The 19741-nt window shown below is 26.6% G+C and carries 17 protein-coding genes; 8 read left to right on the top strand and 9 right to left on the bottom strand.

Features of this window, described 5'->3' with window-relative positions; genetic code table 11:
• Positions 1-116: 116 nt before the first annotated feature.
• A complete protein-coding gene (locus OW729_RS16370; RefSeq protein ID WP_268062631.1) occupies positions 117-911 on the top strand; it encodes a sugar phosphate isomerase/epimerase family protein in 795 nt (264 codons plus the stop codon).
• A 185-nt stretch (positions 912-1096) separates the two neighbouring features.
• Here OW729_RS16370 and OW729_RS16365 read toward each other — a convergent pair whose 3' ends face one another.
• Entirely contained in the window at positions 1097-2275 is a 1179-nt protein-coding gene (locus tag OW729_RS16365; RefSeq protein ID WP_268062630.1) for a glycosyltransferase family 4 protein, read from the bottom strand.
• Positions 2276-2517: 242 nt separating this feature from the next.
• Between OW729_RS16365 and OW729_RS16360 the strand changes: the two genes are divergently transcribed.
• Positions 2518-3219, top strand: a complete 702-nt coding sequence (locus tag OW729_RS16360; RefSeq protein WP_268062629.1) for a ferritin-like domain-containing protein — start codon at positions 2518-2520, stop codon at positions 3217-3219.
• Positions 3220-3355: 136 nt separating this feature from the next.
• Here the strand turns inward: OW729_RS16360 and OW729_RS16355 are convergent, their stop codons facing one another.
• Complete coding sequence (locus tag OW729_RS16355; RefSeq protein ID WP_268062628.1) at positions 3356-3649, bottom strand: hypothetical protein; 294 nt, start codon at positions 3647-3649, stop codon at positions 3356-3358.
• Between the two features lie 137 nt (positions 3650-3786).
• On the opposite strand from OW729_RS16355, the gene OW729_RS16350 reads away from it, so the two are divergent.
• Entirely contained in the window at positions 3787-5310 is a 1524-nt protein-coding gene (locus OW729_RS16350; RefSeq protein ID WP_268062627.1) for a glucosaminidase domain-containing protein, read from the top strand.
• Positions 5311-5391: 81 nt separating this feature from the next.
• On the opposite strand, the gene OW729_RS16345 is transcribed toward OW729_RS16350, so the two are convergent.
• The 3 genes from OW729_RS16345 to OW729_RS16335 are packed head-to-tail and all read right to left on the bottom strand — an operon-like array spanning position 5392 to position 7623.
• On the bottom strand, positions 5392-5970 hold the full coding sequence (locus OW729_RS16345) for an anti-sigma-I factor RsgI family protein (protein WP_268062626.1): 579 nt from the start codon (positions 5968-5970) through the stop codon (positions 5392-5394).
• 53 nt (positions 5971-6023) lie between these two features.
• Complete coding sequence (locus OW729_RS16340; protein WP_268062625.1) at positions 6024-6938, bottom strand: anti-sigma-I factor RsgI family protein; 915 nt, start codon at positions 6936-6938, stop codon at positions 6024-6026.
• Positions 6931-7623 carry a sigma factor gene (locus OW729_RS16335; RefSeq protein ID WP_268062624.1) on the bottom strand — a complete coding sequence of 231 codons (693 nt, stop codon included), beginning with the start codon at positions 7621-7623 and terminating at the stop codon, positions 6931-6933. The genes OW729_RS16340 and OW729_RS16335 overlap by 8 nt, the downstream gene beginning before the upstream one ends.
• A gap of 185 nt (positions 7624-7808) precedes the next feature.
• On the opposite strand from OW729_RS16335, the gene OW729_RS16330 reads away from it, so the two are divergent.
• Both OW729_RS16330 and OW729_RS16325 read left to right on the top strand, forming a co-directional pair.
• Positions 7809-8882, top strand: a complete 1074-nt coding sequence (locus OW729_RS16330) for a DUF5667 domain-containing protein (protein WP_268062623.1) — start codon at positions 7809-7811, stop codon at positions 8880-8882.
• A 223-nt stretch (positions 8883-9105) separates the two neighbouring features.
• Positions 9106-9405 carry an ArsR/SmtB family transcription factor gene (locus tag OW729_RS16325; protein WP_407647699.1) on the top strand — a complete coding sequence of 100 codons (300 nt, stop codon included), beginning with the start codon at positions 9106-9108 and terminating at the stop codon, positions 9403-9405.
• Between the two features lie 214 nt (positions 9406-9619).
• Here the strand turns inward: OW729_RS16325 and OW729_RS16320 are convergent, their stop codons facing one another.
• Together OW729_RS16320 and OW729_RS16315 are read right to left on the bottom strand one after the other, a co-directional pair.
• Positions 9620-10756 carry a 4Fe-4S binding protein gene (locus OW729_RS16320; protein ID WP_268062621.1) on the bottom strand — a complete coding sequence of 379 codons (1137 nt, stop codon included), beginning with the start codon at positions 10754-10756 and terminating at the stop codon, positions 9620-9622.
• Positions 10757-10970: 214 nt separating this feature from the next.
• A complete protein-coding gene (locus OW729_RS16315; RefSeq protein ID WP_268062620.1) occupies positions 10971-12680 on the bottom strand; it encodes a sensor histidine kinase in 1710 nt (569 codons plus the stop codon).
• A gap of 340 nt (positions 12681-13020) precedes the next feature.
• On the opposite strand from OW729_RS16315, the gene OW729_RS16310 reads away from it, so the two are divergent.
• A complete protein-coding gene (locus OW729_RS16310; RefSeq protein WP_268062619.1) occupies positions 13021-14166 on the top strand; it encodes a glucose-1-phosphate adenylyltransferase in 1146 nt (381 codons plus the stop codon).
• 16 nt (positions 14167-14182) lie between these two features.
• On the top strand, positions 14183-15319 hold the full coding sequence (gene glgD, locus OW729_RS16305) for a glucose-1-phosphate adenylyltransferase subunit GlgD (protein ID WP_268062618.1): 1137 nt from the start codon (positions 14183-14185) through the stop codon (positions 15317-15319).
• 1019 nt (positions 15320-16338) lie between these two features.
• Here glgD and OW729_RS16300 read toward each other — a convergent pair.
• Positions 16339-16668, bottom strand: a complete 330-nt coding sequence (locus OW729_RS16300; RefSeq protein ID WP_268062617.1) for a hypothetical protein — start codon at positions 16666-16668, stop codon at positions 16339-16341.
• Between the two features lie 389 nt (positions 16669-17057).
• Here OW729_RS16300 and OW729_RS16295 point away from each other — a divergent pair, with 389 nt between their 5' ends.
• Complete coding sequence (locus OW729_RS16295) at positions 17058-18266, top strand: methyl-accepting chemotaxis protein (RefSeq protein WP_268062616.1); 1209 nt, start codon at positions 17058-17060, stop codon at positions 18264-18266.
• Positions 18267-18312: 46 nt separating this feature from the next.
• On the opposite strand, the gene OW729_RS16290 is transcribed toward OW729_RS16295, so the two are convergent.
• Entirely contained in the window at positions 18313-19455 is a 1143-nt protein-coding gene (locus OW729_RS16290; RefSeq protein ID WP_268062615.1) for a hypothetical protein, read from the bottom strand.
• Between the last annotated feature and the right edge of the window lie 286 nt (positions 19456-19741).

The raw sequence follows: 19741 nt of genomic DNA, 5'->3' as shown, positions 1-19741 counted from the left end.
AATATAAAAATATCTTTACAAAGTTAGAGATTAGCAATTAGCAGTAGAGATTTTTAACACAGGAAAGCACATAAACTAGTAGTGAGGGATTAATTACTATTAAGAAGGGGGCAATTATGAAATATATTGGATATGCAGCATCGGCAGGAGAGAAAAATATATATGATACTATAGATTATGCAAAGAATAATGGATTTAATGCTGTTGAAATTAATATAAATATGCCTATTTATTTCCCTGAAAAATTTTCAAAAGAAGAAAGAGGTATAATAAATAGTTATAGAAAAGATAAGGATATAGAACTCACCCTTCATGCACCCGAAGATATTTCTCTTTTGCAGCTCCAAAAAGGGATTAGAGATGCTGCAATTAATAGATTAAAGGAAGTTATAGATTTTGGGTTTCATATTGGGGCAAGCAGAATGACAATGCATATAGGAAGTGCAGTATGTTTTACTCTAACAGATAGAAAGACATATATGGACGAATTATTTTATGATGAATATAAAGATGTGCTTATTTCCACGTTAAAGGAGTTAATAGACTATTCAAAAGGAAAATTAAAATTGTGTGTTGAAAATTCAGGGAGATTTCCTAAAAAAGTAGTTCAAGAAGTTTTAGAAGAAATGTTAGAAAGAGAAGAGGAGCTATTTTTAACATGGGATATAGGTCACTCGTATGAAAATAAATATGAAGAGGTAGAATTTTTTCTAAAGCATTTAGATAGAATTAGAACTTGTCATATTCATGACAATAATGGGATAAGTGATCATCAGGTGATAGGAACAGGAGATGTAGATTTTAAATGGCATTTTCAAAAAATGGGTGGAAGAGATATAGTATATATTATTGAAGTAAGGCCTAGAGAAAAAGCTTTTGAGAGTTTAAAGGAATTAAAGTACCTTATTTAAAGTTGGAGTACATCTCTGATGCTCTTGGACAAAGGCTTTCACTAAGGGATAATTACTTCTAAGAAATGAAACCACTAAGAATTTTGTTAGTAACTTTCAGCTGGAGCAAAAACTCCACCTGAAATTAAGAAGCATATTTATTGTAGTAATATAAAAAGCTTGAAGCTATTTTAGATTCAAGCTTTTCATGCTGAACATTGGGCTGAAACAGCCTTTTTTTCAGCTAATACAGATTTATAAACATCTTCTATATTTGTAGCAAAGGTTCTAGATGAAAACTTATCTGCTGCAAGACCAGCATTTTGGCAAAGTTTATAACGAAGATTATCATCTGAATAGAATCTTCTTACTGCATCTGTGAAACCTTTTTTATTTTCATAAACAAATCCATTTAAGCCTTCTTCAATAACACCTTCTATACAAGAATCATAACGGCATATTACAGGAAGTCCACTAGATAAAGCTTCTATATAAGTAAGGCCTTGAGTTTCACTTGTTGAGGAAGTTACAAATGCATCGGATATTTTATAATATTTATAAACCTCATTTGGATCCACCATTCCTGTGAAAATTATCTTATCTTGTAAATTTTTATCCTTGACTGTGGATTGAAGATCTTCAAGGTAAGGACCCTTACCAACAATTAAGAGTTTCAAGCCTTGGATTTCATCTTTAATTGTTGAGAAAAATTCTATAATCTCATCTATATTTTTTTCATATGCTACTCTTCCTAAGTAAACTAAAACTTTATCATCAGAAGATAGACCATGTTTTTTTCTTAGCAAGATTTTTTCTTCATCAGATATACTTTTTTGGAATCTACTTAGATCAATTCCTGTTGGTATTATTTCCATATGAGTTTTAACTCCATAACCAGTAAGGGCTTTTTTTACCTTAACAGTAGGAGCAATTACTCTATCAAAAGTATTTAAAAGAAGTCTCATAAATAGCGCCATAGTTTTAGGTGTTATTATTTTCCCATTTAATACATAATCTAAATAATCCTCGTACATTGTATGATAAGTGTGTATTTGAGGTATTTTTAGTTTTGAAGATAGATATTTGGCATTTATCATAGTTGAAAACTCTGTTTGAGAATGTATTATATCAGGCTTCCAATTCATTAAAGCTTCCCCAACTGCACTATTGAAAGGTTTTTTGAATTTTACACCTGGATAGATCTTTAAATCAAAAGATTTCAAATAATATATATCGCCATCAATTTTTTCTTTGCCATCGTTAGATAAAGTCAAAATTCTAACATCATGTCCCATGGACTTTAATTCTTTATAAAGATTTTGTGTAGATATAACAACTCCACTTATATAAGGACAATAAGTGTCTGTAGTTAGTAGAATTTTCATGTCAAATCCTCCAACAAATATTTTCGTTAATATACGAATAGTATTTCCTATAAATATAATTTTACACTTTTTTCTTTAACTCAAGATTAAGAGTATCTTAAAAATTCCTTAAAAATTCCTGTTATATATTTAATTTCTATATATATTCTTAGTAAAATTAGAGTTTAATTAAGTTTTTTAGTAACCATTTAATAAGCTTTTTTATATTATAAATATTGAAGAAATATTTTAGGAGGAGAATTATGTATCAGCCAATGCCATATGGTATGATGTATAATACAGATGCATTACAGACTTCCCTCAAGCTAATAGAAGAGGCTGTTTCGGGGGAAAGAGAAGACGAATTATTTTATGATTACTTAATAAGTGTAGCACCTACAAGAGATGAAAAGGAGATAATTGCATCAATAAGAGATGATGAAAAAAAGCATAATAAAATGTTTAGAATGATATATAAAGATTTAACTGGAATGGATATTAAGGCAGATGAAAATGTTGATTTTGAAAAACCATCATCTTATATAGATGGTATAAAAAGAGCTTTATTTGGTGAGCTTAAGGCTGTTGAGAAGTATAGAGTAATAAGGCAGGGGTTACCTACTAGGTATTATAGAGATATGCTTTTTGAAATTATAACAGATGAATTAAAGCATGCATCTAAATATAATTATTTATATACATTAAACAAAGATATGAAAATGACTAGAGGTAGTAATGATGAGGAAAATAAAGAGGAGGATGAAAAAGATAATATTATAAGCTATATAGTTCCAGTAGTTAGTCAAATGTTTGATGAGATAGACATATCGGGATTAGAAAGAGCAGCCAAAGATTTTAAAGTATCCTCTTTATTAGTAAGTCTAAAAGATTTATTAGGAGAAGCAGCAAATAAAGTTGAGGATTGGGAAAAAAGTGAAGAACTAAAATTTTTTAAAAATAAATAAATAATGAAAGACCTGCTAAAATTAAAACGTACCTTTTATCAAAGAAATTTTAATTATTATGATTAGCAGGTCCTTTAATATTTAAATTTTATAAAATAATAAACGGCAATTTATTAGAAAGAGAGCTTGTATAATTTCACATATATTTTATGTAGATTCTTATAATATAAATTACTGAAATAACAACTAATATAGAATATATGATCAGGGCTAATTTACCTAAATAATCAATAATAATAGGGGTGCTAATATTGGCTATACCTATAATTCCTAAGGCTATTCCAAGAGACTTAGATACTTTGTCTTTATCTTTAATTGATGCAATATTATTTGTTACTAAATACAATTTTTGTTTTTTACCTATAAGGTATGAAAATAATAAAATTCCTATACCTGATAACAGCATTAAAATTTGTTGCAAGTTTTGCATATTATGACCCCTTTCAGTGTAGAATACTTTTTTATATTATGATACCATAAAAGTAATATATGGTAATAATTATAACTAAAAAATTAATCAAACTAAACGATAATATAATACCATATATAATATTAGGAGGTGAAAAAATGAAGGGGATAAAACGATTAATAAAGGCAATGATTTTAACAATTATTTTATCTACTATGTCTCTTACTGTTTTTGCAGAGGAATTTGTGGACATGCCATCTAAAACAGAAGTAAGCATAATTAAGCCTTGGACTGTAAATTGCAGCCTTGATTTAGATAGTAGTTCAGTAAATTCTACGAATATAATAGTAAAAGATAGTAGTGGAAATGTTGTAAAAGCCAATGTTTTACCAGGCGATAATAGTAAGTCTATAATTGTATGTCCACCTACTGGAGGATATACACCAAATAAAAACTATACATTAACATTAAGTACTAATGTTAAATCATCTTTGGGAAAAAAGCTTACAAAGGCTGTGAGAATGAGTTTTACAACATCTATAAAGTATGAAGATTGTACAAGTTACTCCTCTTTGCCAGTATTAAAGGATATTAAATTTAATAATAGTCCTATTATGATGAATCAAAAGATTGATTTTAATGTGTATGGCAGCTATTCTGGACAAGTTCAGTATAGAATATTTGATTTTAGATATCCCAACGATACATATGACAATGCAAATAAGTATCCCAATAATACATATAATGAATTGACTACAGGTTATACAAGTGCTAAAGATGGTAATACTGTTTATCCAGTATCATTAACTAGTGGATTAGAATCAGGAAAGCATAAGATTGTAGTTTATGTAAAAAGAGCCAATAAACAAGGAAAGTATAAGGATGGTAATACAGACTACGATAATTACTATTCTACATATTTCAAAGTTTTAGATAGCAACATAATTAAGGATAAAAAGAGTAATGAAACTGTCATATACAAAGAATATAGCAAAAGTTTAGATGATGCGACAAAAGAACAAGTAGATGGAGCGCCTATATATAGCGATAATGGTTGGAATACTCCAAGTACTAATTTAATTAAATATTATATGAATGGAAACAATTTCTTAGACAACTATGATAAATATATGTTTTTGAGCTTGAATTATATGGAAGTAAGTGTTGAAGATCTTAATAATATGTTAAAAGGTAAAGGTATATTAGTTGGAACGGGAGCGGCATTTTTACAAGCAGCTAAGGACAGCAATATAAACCCTATATATTTAGTATCTCATGCCTTACTTGAGACTGGAAATGGAACATCAGCATTAGCTAAGGGTATTCTAGTATCTTCTGTAGATGGGAAGCCAGTAACTCCTAAAGTCGTATATAATATGTTTGGTGTACATGCATTTGATAGTAATCCTAATAAATATGGCTCAGAATATGCTTATAGTCAAGGATGGTTTAGTGTAGATGCAGCAATTAAGGGAGGAGCTAAGTTTATAAGTTCAGGATATATAAATAGCACAAAATATATGCAAAATAATCTTTATAAAATGAAATGGAATATATCTGTTACATGGCATCAATATGCTACAGATATAGGTTGGGCAAGGAAACAAATAGCTAATATTAAGACATTAATAGAAAGCTGTAAGTCTGCAAAACCAGTTTATGAAATACCAAAATTTAAATAAGAATATGCTTGATAAGAACTCCTAGTAAAAATATTTTTACTAGGAGTTCAGTTATATAACTATGAAACAATAAAATTTTTTTTAGTCTATAAAAGTTCCTTTCCCGTTATTATTTATTTGGTATTTAAGTGATTCATGCTTCATGAATTCATCAAATTTAATTAAATCAATATCTTTGTTTTCATCACAACAAACATAAATAGTTACAGCATTGTTATTATCAATATATTTTTTATTAATAATATCTTCCGATTTAGCCGTTTCTATAATTAGCTTTAGGCCTTCATCTAAGGATTTATTTTTTAATTTTATAGAATCAGTAAGTTTTTGACCTGATGATTGAAGTCCTTTTACAGAAATTATTCTATTCCATTTATTTACCTTAAGTTGTATGGATGGAGGAATATTAAGTACTATAGTGGCAGATGGTATTAAGTAAAAATACAAGCTTTGTCCAAATAATATTAACAGGACTACAGAGAGCAAGATTATTGCTCTAATTCTTTTTAAAGCAGTTCCACTATATATAGTTCCTGTATATATATCTCCTACATTTGGAGTGTAGTCTTTTAAAGTTAAATTTATGAATTCTCCATTTATTGTTCTTACACAAACGTATTTAGAATAAACCTTAATTACCACTCCCGTAGCTTTTTTCACATAGTTCACCTACTTCTTATTTAAAAATAATTATTTAGATACCTTCTTTTAATTTAATTCGATGACTTTTTATTATTACCTTCTTTTTCATAGGATTTTTGTTTCTTAGGATTATGTTTTTGGTTTTTATATTCATAACCTTTATCTATGTTTTTTTTGTTTATATTCTGATGAGCTTTGTCATTGTTAGACTTATTTATATTATTAGTATTTGAAGGACTATTAGTCTTTTTATCATTAGCTTTTAAATTGCCATTACTAGAGTTATTTTTTAAATCAATATTATTAGTTTTATTAATTTTTGAACTATTAGACTTATTTGGATTAAAATCATTATTAGGTATATTTTTAATATTATTTTTATTATCAATTTTATTGCTGTTATTAGTTTTTCCTTTATCTTTATAATAATTTTTATCATCAGTATAAGCACTGATTTGTAAATTAAAGTTTTTATTTTTTACTGTGGATTTTAATTCAGCTATTTTTAAATCAATGTCTTTATTACTATTTATACACAAGCTAATGGTACTATTTTTTTCTTTATTAATAAAATTTTGTTTTTCTGCCTGATCAAGTATAATATTAAGGCCATCATTTATTGATTTATTTTTAATTTTAATTGAATCAAGTATATGCTTACCCTCAGAATTTAAAGAAGTTGCAGATAGTATTTTGTTCCATCTATTTATTTTTAATTCTAAAGAAGGGTTTATTTTAACTAACACCGATGCTACAGGAGTATAGTAAGCATAGGCACCACCACATATAGACAAAGATAAGATTAAACAAGCAGCTGCTGCAACAAATTTATTTAAAGAAAATTTCGTTGTTTCCTCGCCTGTGTAGGAGCTACCAATAGAAGGAAGATTTTTATTAATTTTAACTTGTACAAATTCACCATTACTAGTTAATAGACACGCAGTTCTATTTTTTACCTCCATTACTATTCCACACTTTTTACTCATAGTTATCACCAACCTTTATGTTTAAATAAGATTTTATATAAGGAAAATCATTACTAGAAAGAAGTATTACTAGTGTTAATATGTATCTTCGCCATTTCTCTATATATTTTTTTCTATTATTAGTTATTAGTGCAATTTGAGTAATAGGAAGTAGCTTTTTTGTTTTAATATATGTTAATATATCCTCATTTTTGGAACAAATAAGTGCTAGGTTTAATAAATTATTTCTTGTATCTATGTGAGAAGGAGAAGATTTAACTAAAGAGTGAAAATCTAATTTATATTTTTTTAATTGTTGTGTAAAAAGCATTATTTCTTCACCACGATTTTTATTTTCACAATCAATTTCATACTGATTTAAAGAGACTTTATAGTCTATATAATGATTATTTTTTTCTTCATCATTATTTGAATCAAAAATTAAATAAGGCGTATCCTTTGATTTTTTAAAAAAATCGATTAATGAGTTCTTTATAAGTACAGAAGCATAACTAAAAAAATTCCCTTTATTATCATCATAAGTATCACAAGCTTTATTAAAAGCTATTAAAGCTATGCTTAATTCATCGTCATTTTCCCAATGTAGATTTTTTTTACAAACTTTATAAGTTGTAGTATATATAAAATTTTTGTTGTTTTTTATAAAATCATCTCTATTTACTTTTTTCATTTGTTCTAGGTTCATTACACCACCTCTTTGCATTTATAATTATACACGAATTTTTAAATAAATTTTTAAAAAAAATTAAAATAAAATAAATAAAATTTTACAAATCACCCCTCTAAAATATTGATGTTTGTCGTATACAATACTAAATCTTAATGCTCATTGTATTTATTTTTAAAATTGCAGTTTAAGGAGGAACAAATATGAAAAAAATAAGGATTTTTTTAGCAGCAATAATTATAATAGGCGGGGTTAGTGGAAGTGCTTTTGCAGAAGGAGAGGTATCTTTAAAGGATTCAGCAGGAGTAACACCGGACAGTATATTTTATAAGATGGATAAAGCTTTAGATGATTTACAAATAAGTCTTACCTTTGATGATGAGAAAAAGGTTGATTTAATATCAGATGTGGCACAAGAAAGACTTGGTGAAAGTGAAGTTATGGCTGAAGCTAACAATGAAGAACTTGCTCAAAAAGCATTAGAAGAGTATCAAGAAAATATGGATAAAACAAATGAAGTATTAGAAGAAATTTCTAATAAACCTGAAGAAGTAATAAATACTGAAGAAGTTAATAAAGAAGAGGATTTACAAGTGGAAACTAAAGATGAGGATAAAAAATTAGAAGAATTAGAGCAAAAAATTATAGCTAAGCAAATGAAATCTATACAAGTTTTAAAATCTATACAAGCAAAGGTTGGAGACAATGCTAAAGAAACTATAGCTAAAGTTATAGAAATGCAAACAGCTAAAAAGGAAGCTATAATAAATATGGCTGAAAAAAGACAAGCTTTAAATGATGCTAAAAAAACTTATAGAAAGGCAGTACTTGGTTTAAAAGAAGCGAAAAAGTCAGGAGATGAAAATGCAATTAAGGTTGCAGAGGAAACTTTAAATACGCAAAAAGTAGCTTATGAAACTTCAAAAGAAGAGTTAAAAAAGGCTTTTGAGGAAAAGAGAAATGTTGTAAAAACAATGAATGAAGCTAAAAAGGAATTAAAAGAAGAGGTTAAAAAAGGTAAAATAGAAGCTAAGAAGGAAAATATAGAAGAAAAACTAAACACTGAAGTAAAGAAATCACAAGAGAAAACAATTAAAGCAAAGGAAAAAGTACAAAAAGTTAATAAAGCTAAAGAAGAAGTAAAGGTTAAAGTAGAAAAAGCAAATAAAGCAAAAGAAGAACAGTTAAAAGTAAGAGAAGAACAGCTAAAAGCAAGAGAAGATAAAGTAAATAAGGGTAAAGAAGAAATAAAGGAAAGAGTGGAAAAAAATAGATAATAAAATAGTGAAAAACAGAACAAATATATGATTTTACAATTTGCAGATAAAACTATAGTATAACTAAATAATATTTTAGAAAAATATTAATGTAAATATAATGAAAAGGAGGCACTAGCCTCCTTTTCATTTGCTCAGAATTTATAGATTTAATAAGGATTATAGGTTAAAATATTATAAGGGTATAGAAATTAGTGAGGTGTATAAAGTGTTGATTGAAGATATGTATACGAAAGTATTTAAAGCATTAGCTCATCCAATAAGAATAAAGATTGTAAAGGAACTTGTAAATAGAGAATTATGTGTATGTGAATTAAATGAAAATGTGGAGTTTACTCAATCAAACTTATCACAACATTTAAAAATACTAAAGGATGCTGGAATTTTAAAATCAGAGAAAGATGGACTTAAAATAATGTATAGTATCAAAGACAGGAGAGTAGTAGATATTATAAGCATTGTAGATGATATGATTAAAGATGATATAAAAAATATGAGTAACAAATTGAAGAGTGTAGAATAATCTGTGCAGACTCCGTAAGATTCATATAATAATAGAGGATATACAAGTTATTTTTATCATAAATACCATAATTATGCATACAAAAGAAGTGTAAATAGATTTGTATTTACACAAATCTATCTACGTTCTTTATATTTACATTATCTTTTTATAGAAGTTTACACAAAGTTATTTATACACTGAATTTTTTATAGATTCTGATAAGAGTCTAAGGTTATTTCATAATTTTTTTTACTATTTCTCGTAAAGTAGAGGGTTCAAAATCTATGCCTTTCTTTGCAAAATCATCTTTTAGTTCTTTTATTGATTTATTTAAATCAGTATCATTAGGTAAGTTGCACGCTTTTAATAAATCTTTTGAGTCTATATTAAATTCTTTAGATATATCACTTAATGTCATATATGCTTTTATATTATCGGGGTTTGACGTCCCATTTTCATTAAGAACAGTTTGATTTGATAAAGATGTTTTAAAATTCCCTATTACCATATTCCCACCAATAATTAAAACTAGAGTTAAGATTATAGTAATACCAACTTTATTTATGGATAGAGAAATGTCTCCTTTTTTCATTTCTAAAGTTTTATTTATAGGACAACTAGTCATACATTCTCCACAAGAGATACATTCAATACTAGACGGAGAAACTTTTGAATGTATTTCAAGTCCCATTGGACAATTATGAGTACAAGATTTACAGTTTATACAAGTAGAATTATTTTTTTTGATTTTAAATATTCTAAGAGGCGAAGTTAAAGATAATGCTGCACCTAGTGGACAGAAATATCTACACCATGCTCTTTCAATAAATAATGACGATATAAAGATGGCTATTAATATAATTAGACCAATCAAAAATTCTTCAAAGACTTCAGGTCCAGAGGTTAAGTGCATAAATGTAGCCCAAGGATCATAAGGTCTTAGTATTAATTCACCAGCTTTATATGTTGTAAATAATACTACAAATAAAACTAAATATTTAGCATATCTTAAGATTCTATCAAAAAACCTATTTAATGTAATCTGCTTTATATTAAGTTTTTTCCCTAATTTAGTAATTAAACTTTGAATACTTCCAAGAGGACATATATATCCACAAAAAGCTCTTCCTAAAACAAAAGTTAAAATGATTACTGCAATTAATAGTATGAAGGAAGATGGAGTGATTTTTTGAATATAAGTACCATTTTTCAATAAAGTAGGTAACGTTTCTAGACCACCAAAGGGACAAAGGGCATCCACTGAAGGAGAACCGCTAGGACCGCCGCCCATTAATTGATGTCTTATAGCTATAAAAGGAGTAAGAACTAAAAAAAATATTGATATAATCCATTTAAATTTATTTTTCATATTATAATACCTCCTAAATATTTTGTATTATAATAGTAAAAAATTATTGTGATTAAAGTATGTTTTAATTGTGATGAATTTGTGAAAATGTTAATTTAAAAGGTTCTGTTTTCAATTGTTTTTGAAATTATACGAAATCAACAATTTATTAAAACATAGCCATTTACAAAAATAATTTCCTATGAAATTAAAATACTTCACAGGAAATTATTTTTTAATATATATCTGAAAATTCAATTTTTACATTGTTAGCAGTATCTATATTTCCATAATCAAATCTTGTTTCTAGATTCATAGCAGGATTTGAAACAAGAAATGAGGGTAATTGTATAATAAACTCGCTACCATTTCCAAGACGGCTTCTAATATTAATTTCTCCTCCAAGAAGATGTACTAAAGATTTAACAATATATAAACCTATTCCACTTCCTTCTCTTTTTCTAGTAAGAGATTTATCTATTTGGGTAAAGGGGTCAAATATCATAGATTGATTTTCTTTTGAGATTCCAATACCTGTATCTTTTACAGAGATAACTATATGCTTAGATTTATCATATAAAGTTACTAATATTTTTCCTCCTTTGGGCGTAAATTTTGTTGAATTTGAAAGAAGATTTAAAATAATCCGTTCTATAAAATAAGAATCACAAGCCATTATTTTTTCTTCTGTATCGGTATCAAATATTAATGATAATCCACTTTGTTCAATATATTGTGATGAAGAAAGTACAATGTTTTCCACAAGACTCACTATATTCTCATTCTTGAAGTAAACTTTTAGATAACCAGATTTAATTTTGGTTATATCTATTAGGTTATTTACCATTTTCATAAGTCTAAAGCAGTTATTTTTCATAGAAGAGGTATAGCCATTAAGTTTAACAATAACCTGTCCTAATTCATATTCATTAGAATTTTCAATTAATGAACTTGTTAATTGTAAACAGCTATAAAGTACATTTAAAGGGGTTCTGAATTCATGAGATAGATTAGAGAAAAACTGAGATTCAAGTTCTGAATATTTTTTTGCTTGGTCTAGTAATCTTTGTTTTTCTTCTACTTTTTTTCTTAGTGCTTCTGCTTGCTTGTGTTCCGTAATATCTTGAAATACTACTAATGAGGCCATTTTACCTTCATACATATAAGGGCAAGTAGACACATTCACTTCTATTATTTTACCATCAATTGTGACAAGCTTTTCTTCTAAAGGTTTAGGTGTCTTACTTTCTACTTGAACCTCATTTATCCTATTTCTTACAATATCTATATAGTCTTTATGTACAAAATCTAAAATATTTTTACCTACTAGAAAGTTTTGATTATTAACTGAAAGAAGGTTACAAAATTCTGTGTTACAAAATAGAATGTTACCTTTTATATGAATTAATATTCCGGCAGGTAGAAATTCTATCAATTTTTTATACTGTTGAGCATTTTTTTCTATAAGATTATTTGCATTAGTTTCTTTGGTTATATCTTTAAAACTCCAGACACGTCCTATGGTTTCAAAATTTATAATCAGTGGTCGGCTATATTGTTCTATAATCCTATTGTCTTTGAATAATACTATTTGTTTCATTTCCTTATTTTCTTTAAAAGTTAATTCTATATCTTTTTTAAATTTAATTGGGTATTTTAATTGATCAGAAACTAAGTCTATAAGTTCGTGGCCTTTATACTTATCTAATGATAAGTTTTTCGATAGGTTCCAAAGATTTAAAAAATTGTTATTAAAATGAAGTATTTCATAATCTAAAGATACTACAAGTATACCATCTCCAGTTGAATTAAGAATACATTCTAAAAGGTTCTCATTTAAATCTAATTTCTTATTTTGATTTTTTATGTGTCTATAAGCTTTGAAATTATCTAAAATAAAATATAAAGAAAAAATGATTAATACAATTTTAAAAAACAATTTCAAAACACCGCCTCTTAATAGGATTATGTCCAATATTATAGGGAAAATTGAAAAATTGAGTAATATTAAATGCTAAACTAAAGTTTTTAATATCAAAAAATCATACCATTTATATTATATCAAAGTATATAAAAGATGGTGTGAATTTTTCTTAAATAAAAAAGTGTATTTCAACCAAGAGAATTATTAAATAATTTATATAAAACAGGGAAAAGATAAAGTAATTACAACAAAAGGAATAAATTTACATTAAACATATTGAAATTAAATACCAAATAATGTAATATAGAATTCATAAATACCATTTTATAACAGAAAATTAATATACTTGGTGGTGAATGAAATGTTAAAAAAAGAAATACTAGCTATGATTTTAGCTGGTGGACAAGGAACAAGGTTAAAAGTATTAACTAAAAAAAATGCAAAGCCTGCAATACCTTTTGGTGGAAAATATAGGATAATTGACTTTACTTTAAGTAATTGTTCTAATTCAGGAATAGACACTATAGGAGTATTAACTCAATATCAGCCACATAAACTTAATTCACATATAGGAATAGGAACACCATGGGATTTAAACAGGATAAATGGAGGAATAAGTATTCTTCCACCTCATATGAGGAATGATGGTGGAAATTGGTATATGGGTACGGCAGATGCTATTTATCAGAATATATCTTTTATTGATAGATATGAGCCAGAACATATATTGGTACTATCTGGAGATCATATTTATAAAATGGATTATTCTAAAATGCTTAAATTTCATAAGAAGAAAAATGCCGATGCAACTATTGCTGTTATTGAGGTCCCAATAGAAGAAGCTAGTAGATTTGGTATTATGAATACATTTCAGGATAATAAAATATACGAATTTGAGGAAAAACCTTCAGAACCTAAAAATAACAAAGCTTCTATGGGGGTATACATATTTAATTGGAATGTTTTGAAGAAAATCCTTATAGAAGATTGTAAAGACAAGCAGTCTAGCCATGATTTTGGTAAAAATATAATACCAAAAATGCTAAAAAGTGAATTAAATTTATATGCCTACCCTTTTGGAGGATACTGGAGAGACGTAGGAACAATAGAAAGTTTATGGGAAGCAAATATGGATTTTTTAGATCCTGATAATGAATTAAATATTTATGATGAGTATTGGAATATATATTCTGTTAATCCAACTAAACCTGCTCAATATATAGGAAATACTGCAAAAGTAAAAAATTCTTTAATAGTTGAGGGCTGTACTGTATTTGGTACAGTAACCAACTCTATTTTATTTCCTGGGGTTCACATAGGGAAAAATGCTATAATTGAGGATTCGGTTATTATGAGTAATACAAAGATAGGTGATAATGCGATAATAAGAAAGTCTATAGTTAGTATGGGGGTAACAATTGGCAAAAATAGTATTATAGGTAATTCTGGGAAGGTAACAGTTATAGGTGATAATGAGGATATAAAAAGTAATTCAATAATTAAATAAATTCGGGGTGATATATGTGAACAATGATTACATGGGGATTATAAGTTTAAATGAAAATGATGAAAATATAAAAAATTTAACAGGTAAAAGACCTCTTGCATCTATACCTATAGGTGGAAAGTATAGAATAATAGATTTTGTTCTTTCAAATATGGTTAATGGAGGATTAACTAATGTAGGGATATACACTCAGAGTAGATCTAGGTCTTTAATGGATCATCTTGATTCAGGAAGGTATTGGGATTTAGATAGAAAAATTAATGGACTGTTTATTTTTAATTTTAATTATTCAAGTGCAATTACTAATGATATAGAACTTATAACAAATAATATGGAATATTTATATAGAAGTAAACAAAGTAAGGTTGTTTTTTCATCTTCAAATATGATTTGTAACATAGATTATAAAAGCGCTATAGATTTCTATGAAAATGACAATAATGATATAACTATAATTTATAAAAAAGTTAAAAACTCATCTTGCAATTTTTTAGATTGCCATGTGCTTAATATAGGAGAAAACAATTCTGTCATAAGTGTAGGAAAAAACATAGGAACTAATAATGAAATAAATCTATCTATGGATATGTTTATAATGAGTAAGGATACGCTTTTACAGATTTTAGATGAATGTGTTTCTAAAGGATATTACAAATCAGTTAAAGAGTATGTATATGCAAATTGCGATAAGTTTAATATAAAAGCTCATGAATTTGACGGATATTTGACATGCATAAACTCAACTAAAGCTTACTATAAAGCTAATATGGATATGTTAAATCCTAAAATAGGTAAAGAGCTATTTTCTAAAAATGGGCCTATATATACAAAAGTAAAAGATGCACCTCCAACAAAATATTATAATGGTTCTAAGGCATCAAACTGTCTTATTGCTAATGGATGTATTATCGAAGGGGAAGTAAAGAATTGTATAATTTCAAGAAGAGTTGTGGTTCATAAGGGCGCTAAAATAGAAAACTGCATAATAATGCAAAATTGTGAGATAAAAGAAAATGCTAAACTCACAAATGTTATTATAGATAAGAACGTAGTAATAGAAAAGAATAAAGAATTAAAAGGGGATAGCGAATTCCCTGTAGTTATAGAAAAAAATCGTAATCATTATAATAAAAAAGCACATAGTATTGCATAAAATGCAATACTATGTGCTCAGATTGTTGAAAAAGCCTCCATACAATTTGGAGGCTTTTTACCATTTATCTGTTACACACTGAGCTTTTAAGTACTTTTGTATATGATTTTTTAATTGGTTCGGAGTTGTTCCAATACTTTGAATATTATACATAATTTTTACAAAATCCCAATAGCACAGGAGAATATTATCATATTGAAGAATAAGTATATTCCAAATAATTATCTGAACTAGATACTATTTGGATATTTTCTTTTTTAAAATCAGTATTATTAATTTTCTTAAACGAATTTAAAGTATTATTTTTTATTAATGATACTAGGAGTGATAAATAAAATTTTTGGTTTCGGTAGAGATCAATCAAGATGATATTGATGAGGTTTACTGCCTAATTGAATTATAAAATAAAAAATAAAAATTGAAACAATTTTAATTATAACAGGATATGAAATAATTAAAATGATTATACATTATAAAATTGATAAGAAGTATATATGTAAAAAAGACTATAAATAAGTTTTTCAATTTATATAAACCTATGTTATAAAAAAATATTTTTATAACTAAAAAAATTATTTAGATAATATATTGTTGTTGTTTATTGATAAGTAGAATAAAAGTAATACTTTAGTAAAATAAGATACTATTGTTATTTAACTATAGTAAAAAATATATTATATTTCCTATAATATTTCATTAAATAATTGTATAAAAAATACATTGTAACCATATTGTTTGATTTTAAAATATAACTATTGTCAATAAATTATTCAAGAATCAATGATTTAAAAATAATTAAATTTTTAAGTAAAAGCTGAGAATGGAGGTTGGTTTGTTTTTATACAAATCAACCTCCAGAGTTTTTAATATTAGATTGTAATGTATGATTTTGATACCAATTGTCTATTGGATAGTTATTTCATTATTAGTAGAATTTTTATTGTCTATAATATTGTTTGCAATGCTATAAGAGAATATAAAATTTTAAATGTTGAAGCTTTCTTTTTGTGTATGAGTGATTAATTTGCTTTTTTGTTAGGATTTTCAATTATATATTTTTTATGAATTTTATAATAAACAATAGCTTCAATTAGAAAATATACGGCTATAGTCAAATTTAATTTATAACTTACTAATATGTTCAAAATAGCTAAAATTACGATTAAACCTAATATAATGTTGTGTATAATAGTTTCTTTTTTTAGGGATTTAACAAAATTATTTTCATTTAATATTGTTTTACCAGATTGTTTTGCATGTTTTATATTCTTAGGTATCATTGTCCAATGAAATGTAAAATTTATAATAATAAATAGTATACCTAAGATTGCTAGTGTTTTTCTGTCCATGTTACTTATCTCCTTTTTGTGGGGTGTGCTATACTGATTGATTTAATTATACCTTAAATTTAAAATATTTTTTAAGAATATAAATTTTGTGGTTGTAAAATTAAAGATTAAATGGTTTTTATATAATAAACAGAGAAAAAAAGATATTACTATATATTTTCATACATAGTAATATTATAAATCAGTAATATCTAAAGGAATTAAAAATAATACAGATTTATTTGTTATAGAAATTAAATTAAAAATAATAAGATATAATGATATATTTGTATCAATAATTTATATTATGATTTCAATTAAGTAGTTAATATTGTGTTTTAAATTTAAGAAAGTTAAGAGGATTATCGATATTTAAATTAAGGATAAAAGATTATGGGGGGATTAACAACATGTTTGGAAGTAGTAAAATTAATGAACTAAATAAGGAGTTAGAGCAAAAAAATAGAGAGATAGAAGATTTGAAGAAAGAAAATAATATCTTAAAATCAATTGAAACGGTTATATCCGATGCATATTATGTAAGAGACATGGAGTATAATGTACTATCATGGTCAAAGGCAGCAGAAAAGCTTACGGGCTATAGCCAGGAAGAAGCAAAGACGATAAAATGCTACGATATTTTAAAATCAGATGTATGTGATGATTGTCCCATACAAAAATGTGCTTTAAATAAGGAAACTTTAAAATATACTGAGGTAAATGTATATGACAAAAACAATAGGTGTATTAGTGCTCTAGTATCAAGTATAGGTATTTATGATGAGAATGGAGAGTGTATTGGAGTTGTAGAGGTATTAAAAGACAATAATACATATAAGAGCTTAATAGATTCAATAGAAAGCAATACAGAACAAATAAGCTCTGTTTCAGAGCAACTTGCAGCTTCTTCTCAAGAAGTAGTGGCTTTATCAAATGAGGTAAATCAGCGCTCTTTACAAATAAATGATGAAACTAAAAATGGATTAACTACAGCATCTACTGTTCATAAAAAAGCTGATAATTGCAGTGAGTTTGCTAGTAAGGTTATAGGGGATATGGATATTGTTGATAAGTCTATGAAGTCATCTGTTGAAAAAATAAATGATCTTACTCGTAAATCTGAACTTATAGGAAATATAGTAACAACTATACAAGAAATTTCAGAACAAACAAATCTTCTTGCATTAAATGCATCCATTGAAGCAGCTAGAGCAGGTGAACATGGTAAAGGGTTTGCTGTAGTTGCAGAAGAGATAAGAAAGCTAGCGGAGCAGTCAAATGATTCTGCAGAAGAAATAAACAAAACTATTAAAACAATTATTGATGTAGTTAAAGAAACTGTCTTGTTTATTAAGGATACGCAAGATAACTTAGACTCAAGTAAGATTAGTATAGAACAATTACTTGGATTGATAAAAGAGATAGATATATCTTCTAATGAAATGCTTCAATTAGTTAAAAAGATAGGAGACATTACTTATCAAGATTTAGATATTACCAAAAAACAAAAAGCTTCCATGGAAGACATAGCTAAAGCTAGTCAACATTTAGCGGATATAGCACAAGTATTAAAAAATGATTTTGATGGAGAAGTTCAAAAAATAAAAAAGCATAGATAATGTAGTGGGGCTGTCTTAAAATATTTCCTAGTATAAGTTCTAAGGATTAACTTTTAGAAACAGCCTCATTAACTTGTTTGGTTAAATTTTCAAAAATTGATTTTACACCTTTACCCCAGTTCTTATCTTCAGCATATTTCCTACCTATCCACTCAAAGGGATCTTTATTTTCTGGTCTGTTTTTAGATAAATTAATTACAGTTCTAGAGGCTATTCTAGCTGTATCATTTATATCTGTATTGTATTCTTTCCAACTATGAAATACATTGAATGGATTATTGGCTATTTTATAAGCATTACTATTACTTCTAGGTACAAAACTTTGTTCTTGTCCTGTTATAGAGAAAAGAACAATTGGGTTTAAATTAAATTCTTTTGATACAGAAAGTATTGTAGAGAAATAGGGTTCTTTAGATAAAAGAGAATTTTTCTTTTCTAAAAAAGTCCTCAGCTTTTCTTTATTTATTTCTGTATATCTCATATATTTAGGAATATGTAAGTTTGGATATTTAGTTGAAATGAACTCTTTTTTACCTGACTTTACAATACGTTTTTCTTGGTTTGTTTTTTTATTAAAACAAGAAACTTTATTAATGTTACACAAAGGGATAATAATAATAGCCACAAGGATTAGGTACCCAATTTTTTTAAAATTTTTGAAATCAGATAAGTAATTAAACACAAAACCTTTTGATTTTGCATTCTCATTGGTACTTAAATCTGCAGTATTATCCTCAATAATAAAGTTATCCTCATGATACAAGAGGTCTTCCGGTTGATTAGTTGAATTTACAATTTTAAATCCATTTGATTCTAAATAATCATATAGATGTTCTTTTGAAGTTTGTATTGTTATTTTTAAATCAATCCAATTTATTAGCTCTTGTGTAAAATCCTTTCCTATGTTTTCAGAGCCTATGCAAGTTTGAAAAATATCACATAGAGTAATTGAAACTTTTCCCTTACTTAAAGTATTTTTTATTATATCGTTTTTAATAGGTAGTTTTAAGTCATCTGGTAATCCTTCTAAATTTGTATATATAATTTTATTAATAGTTTCTGAAAGTATCTTGGCGTTTTCAGTTGGAGGATTTTTAGGATACTTTTTATTTATGTAATTCTTAAAGGTTAAAATATTATCTTTATCTAAAATTTTTATTTTATCTAATTCGTTAAAAACATCATTCATAAACTTCAATACCTACATTTTTTATAATATTGATTATTTATCGTTTATTTTACCAAATTCTTTAAAACACACGTAAATTTGCATGTAGGTATGTAGTTTTTCAACTATGCAATTTGCCAAAAATTAAAAGCCTAAACAGATATTTTAAAAGTTAAAGATTGAAGTGCCCCCTGTCAAGTAGACAGTGGAAAAAATAAAAAAATTCTATAACGCCAATCACTAAATGAAGGTTGACGTTATTTTTATGCTGTTAAATTCAACAGATATTGTCTATATTCTATAGGCG

It is taken from the genome of Clostridium brassicae (assembly GCF_026738875.1).
Taxonomy (GTDB): Bacteria; Bacillota; Clostridia; order Clostridiales; family Clostridiaceae; genus Clostridium_H; species Clostridium_H brassicae.
The sequence above is the reverse complement of the archived record's forward strand: the minus strand, read 5'-3'. Positions and strand labels throughout refer to the sequence as shown.

Excerpts from the sequence above, each read along its gene's own strand:
- OW729_RS16330 (WP_268062623.1), top strand. The coding sequence starts at position 7,809 with ATGAAAAAAATAAGGATTTTTTTAGCAGCAATAATTATAATAGGCGGG.
- OW729_RS16310 (WP_268062619.1), top strand. The coding sequence starts at position 13,021 with ATGTTAAAAAAAGAAATACTAGCTATGATTTTAGCTGGTGGACAAGGA.
- OW729_RS16360 (WP_268062629.1), top strand. The coding sequence starts at position 2,518 with ATGTATCAGCCAATGCCATATGGTATGATGTATAATACAGATGCATTA.
- OW729_RS16365 (WP_268062630.1), bottom strand. The coding sequence starts at position 2,275 with ATGAAAATTCTACTAACTACAGACACTTATTGTCCTTATATAAGTGGA.
- OW729_RS16295 (WP_268062616.1), top strand. The coding sequence starts at position 17,058 with ATGTTTGGAAGTAGTAAAATTAATGAACTAAATAAGGAGTTAGAGCAA.
- OW729_RS16300 (WP_268062617.1), bottom strand. The coding sequence starts at position 16,668 with ATGGACAGAAAAACACTAGCAATCTTAGGTATACTATTTATTATTATA.
- OW729_RS16290 (WP_268062615.1), bottom strand. The coding sequence starts at position 19,455 with ATGAATGATGTTTTTAACGAATTAGATAAAATAAAAATTTTAGATAAA.
- OW729_RS16350 (WP_268062627.1), top strand. The coding sequence starts at position 3,787 with ATGAAGGGGATAAAACGATTAATAAAGGCAATGATTTTAACAATTATT.
- OW729_RS16335 (WP_268062624.1), bottom strand. The coding sequence starts at position 7,623 with ATGAACCTAGAACAAATGAAAAAAGTAAATAGAGATGATTTTATAAAA.
- OW729_RS16325 (WP_407647699.1), top strand. The coding sequence starts at position 9,106 with ATGTATACGAAAGTATTTAAAGCATTAGCTCATCCAATAAGAATAAAG.
- OW729_RS16320 (WP_268062621.1), bottom strand. The coding sequence starts at position 10,756 with ATGAAAAATAAATTTAAATGGATTATATCAATATTTTTTTTAGTTCTT.
- OW729_RS16340 (WP_268062625.1), bottom strand. The coding sequence starts at position 6,938 with ATGAGTAAAAAGTGTGGAATAGTAATGGAGGTAAAAAATAGAACTGCG.
- OW729_RS16370 (WP_268062631.1), top strand. The coding sequence starts at position 117 with ATGAAATATATTGGATATGCAGCATCGGCAGGAGAGAAAAATATATAT.
- OW729_RS16355 (WP_268062628.1), bottom strand. The coding sequence starts at position 3,649 with ATGCAAAACTTGCAACAAATTTTAATGCTGTTATCAGGTATAGGAATT.